Source organism: Paraburkholderia aspalathi (genome assembly GCF_905220735.1).
Classification (GTDB): Bacteria; Pseudomonadota; Gammaproteobacteria; order Burkholderiales; family Burkholderiaceae; genus Paraburkholderia; species Paraburkholderia aspalathi.
On record NZ_CAJNBA010000001.1, the window covers coordinates 1,426,960 to 1,442,755 of the forward strand.

A 15,796-nucleotide genomic window follows, 5' to 3' on the forward strand; every position below is an offset into this window, starting at 1 on the left:
ACTTTAAGGGTCGCGATGCTTTCGAATTTGCTGGTACAGCTGGTCAACGGACTCGCCGACGCGTCGACACTGTTTCTCGTCGCCGCCGGTTTGTCGCTGATCTTCGGCGTGACGCGCATCGTCAACTTCGCGCACGGCTCGTTCTATATGTTCGGCATCTATGTCGCGTATAGCATCGCGAGCCGTTTCGGCCATACGGCGGGCGGGTTCTGGTTGTCGGTACTGGCTGCCGCGCTGGTGGTTGCGGTGCTTGGTGCGCTGGTCGAAATGATCGTACTACGGCGCATCTACCAGGCCCCCGAGTTGTTCCATTTACTGGCGACATTCGCGCTGGTGCTGATCTTCCGCGATGCCGCGCTGTGGCTATGGGGCCCGGAGGACCTGTTCGGGCCGCGTGCGCCGCATCTGGCTGGCGCAGTTAATTTTCTCGGCCATCCGCTGCCGACCTACGATATCGCGCTGATCGTGATCGGGCCGGTGGTGTTGCTGCTGCTCTGGTATGCGTTGACGCGTACCCGTTGGGGCACGCTGGTGCGCGCCGCGACGCAGGATCGTGAGATGCTCGGCGCACTCGGCATCAATCAGGCGTGGCTGTTCACCGGCGTGTTTTTCGTCGGCGCGTTTCTCGCCGGCCTGGGCGGCGCGTTGCAAGGGCCCCGGATGTCGGCGAATCTGTCGTTGGATCTGGAGACTATCGGCAATGCGTTTGTCGTCGTGGTGGTCGGCGGCATGGGGTCGATTCCGGGTGCGTTCGTCGCGGCGTTGCTGATCGCCGAGATCAAGGCGCTGTGTATCGGCATCGGCCATGTTTCCGTATTCGGTATCGATCTGTCCTTGAGCCGCTTTACGCTCGTTGCGGAATTTGTCGTGATGGCGGTGGTGCTTGTGGTGCGGCCTTGGGGTTTGCTAGGGAAGGCGAGCGCTGCAGTGCGAGGCATGGCCGCGCCTGAAGCGCCGTTGCGGCCCGCAGGCAAGCGCCTGAAGTGGCTGGCGGCAATCGCGTTGTTGGCGCTGGTGCTCGCGCCGCTTGCTGCTAATGCGTTTCCCTACATGCCTGTGCTGCTGGTTGAGATCCTGATCGCCGTATTGTTCGCGACGAGTCTTCATTTCATCATGGGCCCTGGCGGCATGCATTCTTTCGGCCACGCGGCGTACTTCGGTTTGGGCGCATACGGCGCCGCGCTGTTTCTCAAAGTTTTGAATCTACCGATGGAAGCGGCGTTGCTGCTCGGCCCCTTGCTTGCCGTGGCAGGCGCGCTCGTGTTCGGCTGGTTCTGCGTACGTCTCTCAGGCGTCTACCTCGCGATGCTGACGCTCGCGTTCGCGCAGATCGTCTGGTCGGTCGTGTTCCAGTGGGACGACGTGACGGGCGGCAGTAACGGCATTCTCGGCTTGTGGCCGTCGAACTGGTTGGCGTCGCCGGTCGCTTTTTACTATCTGACGCTCGTCTGCGCTGTGATCGGCGTGTGGCTGTTGCGCAAGATGCTGTTCTCGCCGCTTGGCTACGCGATGCGGGCGTCGCGTGATTCTGTGTTGCGGGCCGAGGCGATCGGCATCGACGTGAAACGCGTGCAGTGGGCGGCTTTCGTCGTCGCGTCATTGTTTTGTGGCCTCGCCGGATCGCTTTATGCCTTCTCCAAGGGGACGATTTCGCCGGAGGTGATCAGCGTCAGCCGCTCAGTAGATGGCCTCGTGATGGTGCTGCTTGGCGGCTTGCAGACGTTGACTGGACCGATCGTCGGCGCAGCCGTGTTCACGTGGCTGCAGGACACCGTCGCGCGGCAAACCGATTATTGGCAGGCGTTGCTGGGCTTCGCGATCCTGCTGCTTGTGATTGCGTTTCCGCAGGGTATCGTCGGTTTCATTCGCGAGCGTTTCGGCGACGATACGGTGGATAAGGCGGAAGAGCGTACTCCATCGCCATCGCAAGGTACGGCGATCAAGGAGGGGCTATGAGCTTGCTGCGCGTCTCCGGCCTCTCCAAATCATTCGGCGGCCTGAAAGCGGTCGACGATGTTTCCTTCGATCTCGAAGCCGGCCAACTATTGGCGCTGCTGGGTCCGAACGGCGCGGGCAAGTCGACCTGCTTCAACATGGTCAACGGGCAACTACAGCCGTCGTCCGGTTCGATTCGTCTCGACGATCATGAACTGGTCGGCATGCGGCCGCGCGATATCTGGCGGCTGGGCGTCGGCCGCACGTTTCAGATTGCCGCGACCTTCAATTCGATGACCGTGCTCGAGAATGTGCAGATGGCGCTGGTCTCGCGTGAACGGAAGACTTTTGGTCTCTGGAAACCCGCAGGCTCGCGCTATGCCGATGAAGCCATGACCCTGCTCGAACAGGTCGGCATGGGCGCCGATGCGAACCGCGCCTGCGGCGTGCTTGCATACGGCGACGTCAAACGCGTTGAACTCGCTATCGCATTGGCAAACCGGCCGAAGCTACTACTGATGGACGAGCCCACTGCCGGTATGGCGCCAAAGGAGCGCAACGAACTGATGGCGCTCACCAAGCGGCTCGTCACCGAACACCAAATCGGCGTGCTGTTTACCGAGCACAGCATGGACGTTGTATTCGCGTACGCCGATCGCATGATTGTGCTCGCGCGCGGCAAGTTGATCGCCGAGGGCGACGCCGAAACGATCCGCAGCGACGCACGCGTGCAGGAAGTTTATTTCGGCACCGGCAAGACCTTCCAGCCACGCGCGCCGCTGCATGAAGCGGCAGGCGGCCATCAAGGACAAGGAGCGCTGCAATGAGCGAGCCGATGCTGAAAGTCGCCGGCCTCAATGCGTTCTATGGCCGCGCGCACATTCTGTTCGACGTCGGCCTCGAAGTCGGCCGCGGCGAAGTGGTCGCGCTGATGGGCCGCAACGGCGCGGGCAAATCGACGACGATGAAAGCGGTGATGGGTTTGCTGCCGCGCCGTCAGGGAGAGGTCCGTTTTCGCGGGCAAAACATCGCGGCGTTGCCGCCGTATCGGATCGCACGCATGGGCATGGGTTTCGTCCCTGAAGATCGCCGCGTGTTCTCCGATCTGACCGTGATGGAGAACCTCGATACAGGCCGTCAGCCGCCACGCGAAGGCGCGCCTGAGTGGACGCCGGAAAAGTTGTTCCGCCTGTTCCCCAATCTCGGTGAAATGCCAAAACGCCCCGGCGGCCAGATGAGCGGCGGCGAGCAGCAGATGCTTACCGTCTCGCGCACGCTGATGGGCAATCCGTATCTGGTGCTGCTCGACGAACCGTCCGAGGGCGTCGCGCCCGTGATCGTCGAGCAGATGGCCAACATGATTCTCGAACTCAAGCGCGAAGGGCTGTCGATTCTATTGTCGGAGCAGAATCTGCATTTCGCCGAGCTGGTCAGCGACCGCGCGTACGTCCTTGAAAAAGGGCAGATCCGCTTCAGCGGCACGATCGGCGAACTCGCAAAGAACGAAACGGTCAGGCGCGCTTATCTGAGCGTGTGATTCCATTGGCGCCGCATGCGTGCAGGGTGTGCACGCATGCGACGCCGGGCAGTCGGTGCGAAAGGAGAAGCAGATGGCAGCAGAGACGTTGACAGGCTTGTCGGGCAAGGTCGCGGTAACGAACATCGGTTTGCTGTTATCCGGCGACATCGACCAGCCGATTCTCGACGCGGACACGCTGGTGATCGACGACGGCGTGATCGTCGCGATTGGCCGCGAGAAAGATTGCGACCTCGAAGGTGCGCGGACCACGGTCGACTGTAAAGGCACCACGGTCGCGCCAGGCCTGATCGATTCGCACGTGCATCCGGTGTTCGGCGACTGGACGCCGCGCCAGAATCAGATGGGCTGGATCGAATCGAATCTGAACGGCGGCGTGACGACGATGATTTCCGCCGGCGAAGTGCATTTGCCCGGCCGTCCGAAAGACGTGGTCGGCGTCAAGGCGCTTGCCATTACCGCTCAACGCTCGTTCGAAGGAATGCGTGGCGCAGGTGTGGGCGGTGGTGTGAAAGTCATGGCGGGTGCGCCGGTGATCGAGAAGGGCATGGTCGAGGAGGACTTCAAGGAGCTCTCGGAAGCGGGCGTGAAGCTGCTCGGCGAAGTGGGACTCGGCAGCGTCAAAGGCGGCGAGGAAGCGGCGCAGATGGTCGCCTGGGCCCGCAAGTACGGCATTCAAAGCACGATTCACACGGGCGGCCCGTCGATTCCCGGCTCGGGCCTGATCGATCGGGACGTGGTGCTCGCCGCCGATGCGGACGTGATCGGTCACATCAATGGTGGCCACACGTCGCTTTCCTATCGGCACGTATGCGATCTGTGCGAGCAATCGAGCCGCGCGCTGGAGATCGTTCACAACGGCAACGAACGCATTGCGCTGCTCACCGCACGTCATGCGATCGAGTTGAAGTGTCCACATCGGATCATTCTCGGCACCGATAGTCCGGCGGGTTCCGGCGTGCAGCCGCTCGGCATTTTGCGGATGATTGCGTTGATCTCCAGTCTCGCCGATGTCCCCGCGGAAATTGCCTTCTGCTTCGCCACAGGCAATACCGCGCGGCAACGCAATCTGCGGCAAGGACTGATCGAAGTGGGCCGTCCCGCCGACCTCGTTTTCATGGACCGTGCGCAGCACACGGCCGCCGATACGCTGCTTGAGAGTGTGCAGCTCGGCGATATTCCCGGTGTCGGCATGGTGATGATCGACGGCTTGATCCGCTGCCGGCGCAGCCGCAATACGCCACCGGCGACCGAAGTGCCGGTGGTGCTTTGAACACGCGCCGTACGGCGTGGCCGGCATTGTCATGAACCGCCTGGCGCCGCTTACGCTGAATGTCAACGGCGTGACGCATCTTGTCAACGCCAGCGTGGACACGCCCCTGCTTTACCTGCTGCGTAACGACCTCGCGCTAAACGGTCCGAAGTTCGGCTGCGGACTTGGCGAATGTGGTGCGTGTACGGTCCTGCTCGACGGTATGCCGACGCGTTCCTGTGTGACGACCGCGAAGGTTGCCTTGGGGCGTGAGATCACTACGCTCGAAGGATTGGGCACGCGTGTCGCACTGCATCCAGTGCAGCAGGCGTTTATCGAAGAACAGGCCGCGCAGTGCGGCTATTGCCTGAACGGCATGATCATGACCGCCAAAGCGTTGCTCGATCGCGATCCGCATCCGAGCGTCGAGACGATCCGGCGGGAGCTGTCGCGCAACCTCTGCCGGTGCGGCACACATGTCGAGATCGTGCGCGCGGTGCAGCGCGCGGCAGAACTGCTCGCTGCGCAGACCGCCGTGCGTGAAGGAGTGCGCGCATGACAGGGCCGGATTTCAGCGTCGATCGACGTTCCGCACCGCTGTCACGACGGCAGCTCCATGACGCGCAGAGCGTGCTCATCATCACGCGGCCGCCGCAGGCGCCGGTGAAGCCTGCGATCGGTCAGCCGGGGTCGCGTTCGTCGTTCGTGCCGACCGAGGGGGACATGTTTCTCGTGGTGAGTGACGACGGCAGCGTGGTGGCGTTCAACGGCCACGTCGATCTCGGCACCGGCATCGGCACCGCGCTCGCGCAGATCGTTGCGGAAGAACTGGATGTGCCGTTGACGCGTGTGTCGGTTGTGCTCGGCCACACCAGCGAGGCGCCGAATCAGGGGCCGACGATTGCAAGCGCGACGATCCAGATATCGGCGGTGCCACTCCGCCATGCAGCGGCGCAAGCGCGTCAGTTCCTTCTGGCGGAAGCAGCCGCACGTTTGAACGTCAGCACAGAGCAGCTCGACGTACGAGACGGCGTGGTTTTCACGCGCGACGGCGGGACGGAAAAAAGCATTGGCTACGGCGAATTGATCACCGGGCGGCGCATCGAATTGGACCTTGCCACCGATGCGCCTTTGAAATCGCCGGACGCGTACAAGGTCGTCGGCAAGAGCACACCGCGTGTCGATATTCCGGCAAAGGCAACCGGTGAATTGAGTTTCGTGCATGACGTGCGTGTGCCTGGCATGCTGCATGGGCGTGTTGTTCGTCCACCTTATGCCGGTGTCGCGCAGGGCGACTTCGTGGGCAATAGCCTGCTGCATGTCGATGAAGCTTCAGTTAGCGATTTGCCTGGAATCGTCAAGGTCGTGGTGATCCGCGATTTTGTCGGCATCGTGGCTGAACGCGAAGAGGTCGCGCAGCAGGCGGTGAAGCGCTTGCATGTGCAATGGAAAGCGGTAGAGGGTTTGCCCGCGCTCGAAACCAGTGAAGAAGTGGAAGCAGCGCTAAGAGCGAATCCGGCCAATCGGCGCGATCTGGTGATCGAAGGTGACGTCGACGCAGCACTCGCGCAAGACTCTGCCCGAACGCTGGAACGCACCTATGTATGGCCGTTTCAGATGCATGCGTCGATTGGACCGTCGTGCGCGGTGGCCGACTACCGGGATGCGAAGCTGAAAGTCTGGTCGGGCACGCAGAACCCACATTCGTTGCGTGCGGATCTCGCCTTGCTGATGGCGCTCGACGAAGCGCACATCGAAATCGTGCGCATGGACGCAGCGGGTTGCTACGGCCGCAATTGTGCGGACGATGTCGCCGCCGACGCCGCGCTGCTATCGCGCGCAACAGGCAGTCCGGTGCGTGTGCAACTATCGCGTGAAGACGAGCATGCATGGGAGCCAAAAGGCGCTGCGCAGTTGATGGACGTGCGCGGCGCTTTAGATGCCGAAGGCGAGCTCGCCGCGTACGACTTCGCGACGCGCTATCCATCGAACGACGCTCCCACGTTGGCGTTGCTGCTGACCGGCACCATTTCCGCACAGCCGCAGGTATTCGAAATGGGCGACCGCACATCCGTGCCGCCATACGACTACCGGACCATGCGCATTGTTTGCGACGACACGCCGCCGATCGTGCGCGCGTCCTGGCTGCGGGGCGTGTCGGCCTTGCCGAACACCTTCGCGCATGAATCCTTTATCGACGAACTCGCGGCTGAGGCGGGCGTAGATCCGGTCGAGTTTCGTTTGAAGCATCTGACCGATCCGCGTGCGATCGATCTTGTGAAGGCAGTGGCCGAGAAAGCTGACTGGCAGCCTCTTAACATCGCCTTGAAAAATGATCAGGAAGAGGGCGACATTGCGCGCGGTAGAGGTTTTGCCTACGCCCGTTACGTGCACAGCAAATTTCCCGGCTTCGGCGCGGCATGGTCCGCGTGGGTCGCTGACATCGAAGTCAATCGCAAGAGCGGCGAGCTCGCCGTGACGCGCGTGGTGGTCGGCCAGGATACCGGCACCATGGTGAATCCTGACGGCGTGCGTCATCAGATACACGGCAACGTGATTCAGGCGACCAGCCGTGCGCTGAAAGAACGCGTGACGTTCGGCGATAACGCGGTCACGAGTCAGGAATGGGGCGCGTATCCGATTCTGACGTTCCGTGAAGTGCCGGTGATCGAAGTCGTGATGATGCCGCGGCACGGCGAGCCACCGATGGGCACAGGCGAATCGGCGTCGCTGCCTGGCGCCGCGGCGATTGCCAACGCGCTGTACGACGCGACAGGTGTGCGTTTTCGCAGACCGCCGTTCACCCCGGAGACGATTCGCGCAGCGCTCGCCGATGCGCAAGCGGAAGAAGCGGCGGCGCGCAAAAAGAAGCGCTGGCGGCTCGGTTTTCTCGGCGCAATTGCGGCGGGCGCTGCCGGCTGGCTCGGTGCATTGGCTTTGACGCCACAAGCCATTGCGCCGATTACGCCGCCACTCGCGAGCGCGTTTGCGCCTGAGCTGGTGGCGCGCGGCAAACTGCTGGCGGCGCTGGGTAATTGTGCGGTTTGCCATACCGCGCACAACGGCGTGCCGAATGCCGGCGGCAAACCACTCGATACGCCATTCGGCACCATCTATAGCACGAACATCACGCCTGACGGACAGACCGGGATCGGCACATGGTCGCTCGACGCATTCGTGCGGGCGATGCGGCAAGGTATCAGCCGCGACGGCCATCATCTGTATCCCGCGTTCCCGTACACGTCGTTCAGGAACACGTCCGACGACGATCTGAAAGCGCTCTACGCGTATCTGATGGCGCAAACGCCGGTGCGTTCCAGGCCACCGGAAACGAAGCTGGCCTATCCATTCAGCGTGCGTCCGTTGATGGCTGCATGGAACGGGCTGTTCCTCGGACGCAATACGTTTACCGCCAGTGGGACGCAAAGTGCGCAATGGAACCGCGGGGCGTATCTCGTGAACAGCCTTGGCCACTGCAGCGCATGCCATACCCCGCGTAATGCATTCGGTGCCGAGAAAACCGGCGCCGCGTTCATGGGCGGCGGCATGGCGGAAGGCTGGGAAGCGCCCGCGCTGTCGAGGCTGTCCAACGCGCCGGTACCCTGGAGCGAAGACGAACTGTTCAGTTATCTGCGCTACGGTCATGCGCCACTGCATGGCGTCGCGGCCGGGCCAATGGCGCCGGTCGTCAACGATCTGGTGGCGTTGCCCGACAGTGACATTCGCGCGATGGCCACCTATCTGGCGTCTTTGAGTCCGCTGGAGCCGAATGCGGATCCTGCGGCGATGGCGCGTCAATACGAGCAGGCCAGCACGATTACGGGCACCGCAACAGGTCTTGGTGCGCGTCTTTTCGACGGCGCATGTGCAGCCTGTCATCACACGGGCAGTGGACCGCAATTGTTCGGTGCGCATCCTTCGCTGGCGCTTAACACGAATCTGCATAGCACGACGCCTGATAATCTGATTCGCGTGATTCTCGATGGTATCGGCTCGCCTGCACGGCCCGAACTCGGTACGATGCCGGCTTACCGCGACAGTTTCAACGACGCCCAGGTCGCCGAACTGGTGACCTATCTGCGTCAGCAATTCGCCGGCGGCAAGCCGGCATGGCAGGACGTCACGGCGAGCGTTGCGAGAATTCGCGCGACGCCGCAGGCAGAGTGAAATCGCGAAACGTTTTGCATGACTCGCAGCATCGCTCGTAGCACCACTGGCAGCACAATTCGCAATACGGTTCGCCGAACGAATCGTCAAACGCTTCAACGCTTGATAAAAACGACCGCATTCCCGCAATCCTTTTGATAACGGAGAAACGCATGACCACGCGCGCAGGATGGATCTCTCGCCTCACGGTTTCAACGGTTCTATCGCTCGCGGCCGTTGGCGCGAGCGCACAGCAGACCATCAAGGTCGGCGAAATCAACAGCTACAAGGCGCAGCCGGCCTTTCTCGGGCCTTACAAGAACGGCTGGAATCTCGCGCTCGAGCAGGTGAACGCGGCGGGCGGCGTACTCGGCAAGCAGCTTGAAGTGGTGTCGCGCGACGACAACGGCAACCCGGGCGACACCATCCGCGTCGCGCAGGAGTTGATTGCACGCGAGCAGGTGCAATTGCTGTTCGGCGGCTTCCTGTCGAACACGGGCCTCGCATTAACCGACTTCGCGAAGCAGAAGAAGATTTTCTTCCTCGCGGCCGAACCGTTGACTGACAAGATCGTTTGGGCCGACGGCAACAAATATACGTACCGTCTGCGTCCTTCGACGTATATGCAAGTGGCGATGCTGGTGCCGGAGGCGGTGAAGCTGAAGAAGAAGCGTTGGGCGCTTGTGTATCCGAACTACGAGTACGGGCAATCGGCGGTGGCGACGTTCAAGAAGCTGATGACGGCGGCGCAGCCGGACGTGGAGTTTGTCGCCGAACAGGCGACGCCGCTGGGCAATGTCGATGCGGGCGCGGTGTCGCAGGCGATCGCCGACGCGAAACCGGATGCGATTTTCAACGTGCTGTTTGGCGCCGATCTCGGCAAGTTTGTGCGTGAGGGCAATACGCGTGGCTTGTTCAAGGATCGCAGCGTGGTGTCGTTGCTGACGGGCGAGCCGGACTATCTCGATCCGCTGGGAGCGGAGGCGCCGACGGGTTGGATCGTGACAGGCTACCCGTGGTATTCGATCGATACGGCGGCGAACAAGAAGTTTGTCGATGCGTATCAGGCGAAGTATCACGATTATCCGCGACTGGGGTCAGTCGTTGGGTATTCGGCGTTGATGTCGATTGCGGCGGGGATCAAGAAGGCTGGATCTACCGATCCGGATAAGCTCGCCGCCGCGTTCAAGGGGCTAGGGGTGGAGACGCCCTTCGGGCCGATTACTTATCGGGGGCAGGATAATCAGTCGACCATGGGCGCTTTTGTTGGGGTTACCGGTCTTAAGGACGGTAAGGGGGTGATGACTTCTTATCGTTACATCGATGGGGGGAGTGTGCAGCCTTCGGATGCTGAGGTTAAGAAGTTACGGGCGGCTGAATAAGGGTTCTTTTTTGCCTGTTGCGGCGGCATTGGCCGTGTTCCTGGGGCTTTGGGCTTTCCTTGTTCTGGCTTTGGTGCCTTTCCTTGATTTGTTAGTGGTCTATTAGTGTTGCCCCTGTGCGGGGCGGCACTTACTTTCTTTGCCGCCGCAAAGAAAGATAAGCAAAGAAAGCGGCTAGAAGCCCCTGCTAAGTGGGCACCGTGGTCTGCTGCGGGTAGTGGTGCGACTGGAATCCGTGCTCTCGCACATTCGGCGTTAGTGACAAAGGAGTCATCAGCTCCCACTCCGCACTGCGTGCGTCGCGGACGGGTCTGCATGGGAAACCATGGGCTTCGGTTGAGGTCTGTGGGGGCCGTCGGCTTCGCCTCGGCGACGCGCTCTGCACTCGGCCGGGAACCCCTATTTAAAATCATATGTCGGTGTGCCGCAATCGCCGCCTCAGCCACAGCCACAGCCACAGCCACAGCCACAGCCACAGCCACAGCCACAGCCACACCCACACCCACAGTTGCGGTTGCAATCACAGTGGCTGTGCAATAACGAGCCGCGGCTCGTTGGCAAGGCATGAGCGCCAAAACGCAGCGATCGGTTTTAAGAAGTACTCTTCGGCGCGCGCAGCGCCGCCGGAAGTATGACGCCCTTGTCACTGGCGTATGCACGGGCACGAACACAGATTCCAGATGCACCACTACCCGTAGCAAACCACGGTGCCCACTTAGCAGGGGCTTCTAGCCGCTTTCTTTGCTTATCTTTCTTTGCGGCGGCAAAGAAAGTAAGTGCCGCCCCGCACAGGGGCAACGCTAATAGACCACTAACAAATCAAGGAAAGGCCAAAGCCCCAGGAACACGGCCAAACAAGCGCCGCGCAGGCAAAAAAACCTACTCCTCCGCATCATGCTCAATCACAAACCGCCGCAAATAAGCCAGCACAGCGGCTTCCATCCCTCGATGATCAGCGGTGCTCTTAGACCCCGCATTTTCCTCATCGCCGAACAACGAGGACGGCGCATTATGCACATCCACTTCCTGGCCTTCGCGGAACACACGAATCTCGTGAACGTCTTCAGCGTACTCGGCAACCCAATGCACGCCTTCGATATGCGCGCCTGCGCGAACGGTAGGTATCTTCATGGACGTCTCCCGTCGGGCCGGACCAAGGCGCCAACCCTTGCTCTCACCATACGCCGTCCAGTTGCCAGGCGCGAGCCTTGTCGCCCAATTTCCTGAAGTTTCGCTGCGCCGCAGCGAACGCCCCCCGGCACACGCGTTGCTGCATGTCCAAAGCCAACAGCCAACCGGAGGACCGTCATGCCCGAACAGAAAACCATCAAGCGTGCCCAAGCCGACAAGCGTGCCGGCAAGGCATCGAGCACCCAGGCAGGGGAATTCGTCAAGGAACAGATCGATAAGGTGCGCGCCGGCAAGCACGGTGTCAGGTCGGCCAAGCAGGCGATTGCAATCGGCCTGTCCGAAGCGAGGCGTGCAGGCGTCGCCGTGAAGTCGCCAAAAAAGGGCGCCGCGAGTGAGGCGACCCGCAAGAAAGCGCAGAAGGACAACGCCGCGGGCCAGCACAAGAGCACGGCGAAGAAGAGCGCGAGCAGCGAATCGACAGCCAGGCGTTCACGTGCCGCGACCAATGCATTGAAGCGCGAAAGCACCGAGGGGGCATCGCACAAGGCTTTGTCGAAACAGACGAAATCGGCAGCGGCCAAACGGCCGGCGGCCAGTCGTTCTGCCGCTGCGAAGAAGGCCGCAGCGACCAAGGGTGCTTCAGGGCGCTCGGCCGCAGCTAAAAAGGCCGCACACACGAGGGCTTCGCGCGCGCATCGCTGACGCTATCGCTTGAGAGGGTGTGATACGGGCAACCAAAACGCGGCGCGCGCCACCCACGCGCGCCACATCTCTCAGTCTTACTGCACCGTTGCCAGTACGTCGCCCACCGTCTTGAAGATGTGCGCGATCTGCTCTTCATCGATGATGAGCGGCGGCGAGAACGCGAGGATGTCGCCGGTAAAGCGCACCAGCACACCCGCCTCGAAGCACTTCACGAACGCTTCGTAAGCACGCGCGCCCGGCGCACCGTCGCGCGGCTCGAGTTCGACGCCCGCGATCAAGCCGAGGTTGCGAACGTCCTTCACATGCTTCGCGCCGCGCAGCGAGTGAGCGGCGGCTTCGAACTTCGGCGCCATCGTTGCCGCGCGCTCGAACAGGCCTTCGCGGCGATACAGGTCGAGCGTCGCGACGGCGGCCGCGGCCGCAGCCGGGTGGGCCGAATACGTGTAGCCGTGGAACAGCTCGATCGCGCCCTGCGCGCCGGCGTTGACGATCGTGTCGTGGATCGTGCGGCTCGCGGCCACTGCACCCATCGGGATCGCGGCGTTGTTGATTGCCTTGGCCATCGTGATCAGGTCCGGCGTCACGCCGAAGTATTCGCTTGCCGTTGCTTTGCCGACGCGGCCGAATGCGGTAATCACTTCGTCGAAAATCAGCAGGATGCCGTGCTTCGTGCAAATTTCGCGCAGCTTCTGCAGGTAGCCTTGCGGCGGAATCAGCACGCCCGTCGAGCCGGCCACCGGTTCGACGATCACGGCGGCGATCGTCGATGCGTCGTGCAACGTGACGATGCGCTCGAGTTCGTCGGCGAGATGCGCGCCCCAGGCGGGCTGGCCCTTCGAAAACGCGTTGTGTTCGAGGTTATGCGTGTGCGGCAAATGATCGACCGCCGGCAGCAGCGCGCCGGAGAAGGTCTTGCGGTTCGGCGCGATGCCGCCAACCGAAATGCCGCCGAAGCCCACGCCGTGATAGCCGCGCTCGCGGCCGATCAGACGCGTGCGCTGGCCTTCGCCGCGCGAACGGTGGTACGCCAGTGCGATTTTCAGCGCGGTGTCGACCGATTCCGAGCCGGAGTTGGTGAAGAAGATGCGGTCGAGGCCGTTCGGCATCAGTTCGGCGACTTTGGTGGCCGCTTCGAACGCCAACGGGTGGCCCATCTGGAATGTCGGTGCGAAGTCGAGCGTGGACAGTTGTTCGGTGATCGCGGCGACGATTTCGTCGCGGCCGTGGCCGGCGTTCACGCACCAGAGACCCGCGCAGCCGTCGAGCACTTCACGCCCGTCCGTGGTGCGGTAGTACATACCCTTGGCCGATTCCAGCAGGCGCGGCGCAGCCTTGAACTGGCGGTTGGCGGTGAAGGGCATCCAGAAAGACGACAGGTCGTCGATGACGGGGCGCGAAGTCATGATTTTCTCCTCGAAGTGATAGCGAAACTGTAGCGTCCGCGGTTTAATGGCGGCATAAACAGTTGACGCAGTGTGGTGCTAACTGTGTTGGTGGATTTGCGCTAACTGTGTCGATCGCGCGATGATGGCGCGGTGACTTAACTTGACGCTTTATCTGACGCTTTCCGGGCCACCTTTCTGGCAACGCAGCCGGCCGTCGCGGCCGGCCTTTCAGTCCGAACCATGATCGAACTACAACTTGAGCGCGACCGACGCGCCGCTCCCACGCTCGTCGAGCAGGTCGTGCAGGGATTCGCGCGCGCCATCGAGGCGCAGTCGCTGCGTGCCGGCGCGCTGCTGCCCTCAGTGCGGCAGTTGGCGCAAAGCCACGAACTGAGTACTTTCACGGTGACCGAGGCCTACAACCGTCTCGTTTCGATGGGGCTCGTGGTAGCGCGGCGCGGTTCCGGTTATCGAGTGGCGGCGCGCGCGCAGTCCGCGCGGGCGGCCCCGACCGACTGGCAGCCGCCGAGCCTGACCGCGACCTGGCTGCTGTCGGACGTGTTCGCCGATCACTCGGTGCCGATCAAGGCAGGCGGCGGCTGGCTGCCGAACGAGTGGATCAACGAGACGGGTTTGCAGCACGCGCTGCGTGCAATGAGCCGCGTGCCGGCGGCGCGTCTCGGCGACTACGGGCATCCATACGGCTTCGCGCCGCTGCGCGAGCGGATCGCCGAGCAGCTCGACCGGCGCGGTTTGCCGGTGGACGTCTCCAACGTATTGCTCACGCAGGGCGCGACGCAAGGGCTGGATCTGATCGTCCGTACACTGCTGCGCGCGGGCGATGCCGTGATCGTCGAAGATCCCGGTTACTGCAATCTGCTGCAGATTCTCAAGCTGGCGGGGCTGGTGGTGCATGGCGTGCCGCGCACCCCGGCCGGCGTCGATACGGACGTGCTCGAAGCGCTGGTCGCGCAGCACAAGCCGAAAGCGATTTTCGTCAACACCACGCTGCAGAATCCGACCGGCGCGACCTTCGGCATGTCGGCGGCGTTCCGTCTGTTGCAGATCGCCGAGCGTCAACGCATGTGGGTGATCGAAGACGACGTCAGCCGCGAACTGGCGCCGTCGGGCGCGCCTTTGTTTGCCGCCATGGAAGGCTTGCAGCGCGTGCTCTACGTGGGCGGTTTTTCGAAAACGGTGACGCCGGGGTTGCGTTGCGGCTACGTGGTCGCCGAGCGGGCAGTTCTGCGCGAACTGGCGCGCACGAAGATGGCGGTGGGTTTGACCTCGTCGGAAGCGATCGAACGGATCGTCGACAAGGTGTTGCTCGAAGGGCGCTACGCGCGTCACGTGGAAGCCGTGAACGAGCGGCTCAAGCTCGCGCATGCGACCGTCGAAGAGCGACTCGATTCGCTCGGCCTGGAACTGTTTCATCGGCCGCGAGCCGGTCTGTTCCTGTGGGCTCGCCTGCCGATCGAAGCGGAGCGCGCGGGCGAGGTGGCGACCGCCGCGCTCCAGCATGGCATCTGGCTCGCGCCTGGCTCCTATTTCCGTCCCGACGACGCCCCGAGCGCGTGGTTCCGCTTCAACGCGCCGTACTCGACCGACGACGCGTTGTGGCGCTTCATCGAGCGAGTCGGGCAGGGTGCGATCTAGCCGGGCTCGATCTTAAACGGACTGGCCTAGCAGCTTGAGCGCGATCGGATACAGCGAGAGCACCAGCAGCAGCGCCATCGCCACATTGAAGATGCGCAGCCGCTTCGGGTCCGACAGCACTTTGCGCATCGCGGTGCCGAAACCCGCCCACAGGCAGATGCACGGAAAGCCGATCACGTAGAAGATCACCGCCATCGCGATGGCATTCACGCTGGCGCTCTCGCTAAGGTGGATCGTGGTGGCGGCGGTCAGCACCATCATCCACGCTTTCGGGTTGACCCACTGGAAGGCAATGGCTTCATGAAACTTCATGGGCCGGCGCTCGCCTTTCTTGACCTTCAATTCACCCGACGTGCCGATTTTCCACGCGAGATACAACAGGTACGCGACGCTCGCGACTTCGAGCACCGTGTACAGCACGGGGAAGTGTACGAAGGCTTCGCCCAGACCAATCCCAACCGACAGCATCAGCAGCACGACCCCGGCGCTGATTCCCGAAAGATGCGGCAGCGTGCGGCGAAAGCCGAAGTTGACGCCCGAGGCGAGCAACATCGTGTTGTTCGGACCAGGCGTGATCGTGGTGACGAGCGCGAACAGAATGCCGGCGGGGAGCGCGCTGAGACTGAGGTAGGACATGGACATGGGTGGCTCCGAGGTTGGTCGACAA

12 protein-coding genes are annotated in these 15,796 nt (G+C 62.4%); 9 read left to right on the forward strand and 3 right to left on the reverse strand.

What is annotated here, in order from left to right; translation table 11 throughout:
• Positions 1-15 precede the first annotated feature (15 nt).
• From KHO30_RS06330 to KHO30_RS06360, 7 genes are all read left to right on the forward strand, one after another.
• The gene (locus KHO30_RS06330) at positions 16-1,956 is read left to right on the forward strand and encodes an ABC transporter permease (RefSeq protein WP_211700353.1); all 1,941 of its coding nucleotides are present in this window, start codon (positions 16-18) and stop codon (positions 1,954-1,956) included.
• Positions 1,953-2,762 (forward strand): ABC transporter ATP-binding protein, encoded by an 810-nt coding sequence (locus KHO30_RS06335; RefSeq protein WP_093647609.1) that lies wholly within the window; start codon positions 1,953-1,955, stop codon positions 2,760-2,762. Before KHO30_RS06330 ends, KHO30_RS06335 begins: the two co-directional genes overlap by 4 nt.
• Entirely contained in the window at positions 2,759-3,472 is a 714-nt protein-coding gene (locus KHO30_RS06340; protein ID WP_054043304.1) for an ABC transporter ATP-binding protein, read from the forward strand. The genes KHO30_RS06335 and KHO30_RS06340 overlap by 4 nt, the downstream gene beginning before the upstream one ends.
• A gap of 73 nt (positions 3,473-3,545) precedes the next feature.
• Positions 3,546-4,745, forward strand: coding sequence for an amidohydrolase family protein (locus tag KHO30_RS06345; protein WP_200622096.1), 1,200 nt, complete (start codon positions 3,546-3,548; stop codon positions 4,743-4,745).
• A 31-nt stretch (positions 4,746-4,776) separates the two neighbouring features.
• The gene (locus KHO30_RS06350; RefSeq protein WP_211700354.1) at positions 4,777-5,283 is read left to right on the forward strand and encodes a (2Fe-2S)-binding protein; all 507 of its coding nucleotides are present in this window, start codon (positions 4,777-4,779) and stop codon (positions 5,281-5,283) included.
• Positions 5,280-8,891, forward strand: coding sequence for a molybdopterin cofactor-binding domain-containing protein (locus KHO30_RS06355; protein ID WP_211700355.1), 3,612 nt, complete (start codon positions 5,280-5,282; stop codon positions 8,889-8,891). The genes KHO30_RS06350 and KHO30_RS06355 overlap by 4 nt, the downstream gene beginning before the upstream one ends.
• Positions 8,892-9,043: 152 nt before the next feature.
• Positions 9,044-10,252: an ABC transporter substrate-binding protein gene (locus KHO30_RS06360; protein WP_200565275.1), complete on the forward strand. Its 1,209-nt coding sequence runs from the start codon at positions 9,044-9,046 to the stop codon at positions 10,250-10,252.
• An 879-nt stretch (positions 10,253-11,131) separates the two neighbouring features.
• On the opposite strand, the gene KHO30_RS06365 is transcribed toward KHO30_RS06360, so the two are convergent.
• A complete protein-coding gene (locus tag KHO30_RS06365) occupies positions 11,132-11,383 on the reverse strand; it encodes a hypothetical protein (RefSeq protein ID WP_093634903.1) in 252 nt (83 codons plus the stop codon).
• Between the two features lie 177 nt (positions 11,384-11,560).
• Between KHO30_RS06365 and KHO30_RS06370 the strand changes: the two genes are divergently transcribed.
• A complete protein-coding gene (locus KHO30_RS06370) occupies positions 11,561-12,085 on the forward strand; it encodes a DUF6496 domain-containing protein (RefSeq protein ID WP_211700356.1) in 525 nt (174 codons plus the stop codon).
• Between the two features lie 77 nt (positions 12,086-12,162).
• On the opposite strand, the gene aptA is transcribed toward KHO30_RS06370, so the two are convergent.
• Positions 12,163-13,491: an omega-aminotransferase AptA gene (gene aptA / locus KHO30_RS06375; RefSeq protein ID WP_211700357.1), complete on the reverse strand. Its 1,329-nt coding sequence runs from the start codon at positions 13,489-13,491 to the stop codon at positions 12,163-12,165.
• 222 nt (positions 13,492-13,713) lie between these two features.
• On the opposite strand from aptA, the gene KHO30_RS06380 reads away from it, so the two are divergent.
• Positions 13,714-15,129: an aminotransferase-like domain-containing protein gene (locus KHO30_RS06380; RefSeq protein WP_054040324.1), complete on the forward strand. Its 1,416-nt coding sequence runs from the start codon at positions 13,714-13,716 to the stop codon at positions 15,127-15,129.
• A 12-nt stretch (positions 15,130-15,141) separates the two neighbouring features.
• On the opposite strand, the gene KHO30_RS06385 is transcribed toward KHO30_RS06380, so the two are convergent.
• On the reverse strand, positions 15,142-15,765 hold the full coding sequence (locus tag KHO30_RS06385) for a LysE family translocator (RefSeq protein WP_054040326.1): 624 nt from the start codon (positions 15,763-15,765) through the stop codon (positions 15,142-15,144).
• Positions 15,766-15,796 lie beyond the last annotated feature (31 nt).

Coding starts and splice junctions, on each gene's coding strand:
- KHO30_RS06330 (WP_211700353.1), top strand. CDS start 16: ATGCTTTCGAATTTGCTGGTACAGCTGGTCAACGGACTCGCCGACGCG.
- KHO30_RS06335 (WP_093647609.1), top strand. CDS start 1,953: ATGAGCTTGCTGCGCGTCTCCGGCCTCTCCAAATCATTCGGCGGCCTG.
- KHO30_RS06340 (WP_054043304.1), top strand. CDS start 2,759: ATGAGCGAGCCGATGCTGAAAGTCGCCGGCCTCAATGCGTTCTATGGC.
- KHO30_RS06345 (WP_200622096.1), top strand. CDS start 3,546: ATGGCAGCAGAGACGTTGACAGGCTTGTCGGGCAAGGTCGCGGTAACG.
- KHO30_RS06350 (WP_211700354.1), top strand. CDS start 4,777: ATGAACCGCCTGGCGCCGCTTACGCTGAATGTCAACGGCGTGACGCAT.
- KHO30_RS06355 (WP_211700355.1), top strand. CDS start 5,280: ATGACAGGGCCGGATTTCAGCGTCGATCGACGTTCCGCACCGCTGTCA.
- KHO30_RS06360 (WP_200565275.1), top strand. CDS start 9,044: ATGACCACGCGCGCAGGATGGATCTCTCGCCTCACGGTTTCAACGGTT.
- KHO30_RS06365 (WP_093634903.1), bottom strand. CDS start 11,383: ATGAAGATACCTACCGTTCGCGCAGGCGCGCATATCGAAGGCGTGCAT.
- KHO30_RS06370 (WP_211700356.1), top strand. CDS start 11,561: ATGCCCGAACAGAAAACCATCAAGCGTGCCCAAGCCGACAAGCGTGCC.
- aptA (WP_211700357.1), bottom strand. CDS start 13,491: ATGACTTCGCGCCCCGTCATCGACGACCTGTCGTCTTTCTGGATGCCC.
- KHO30_RS06380 (WP_054040324.1), top strand. CDS start 13,714: ATGATCGAACTACAACTTGAGCGCGACCGACGCGCCGCTCCCACGCTC.
- KHO30_RS06385 (WP_054040326.1), bottom strand. CDS start 15,765: ATGTCCTACCTCAGTCTCAGCGCGCTCCCCGCCGGCATTCTGTTCGCG.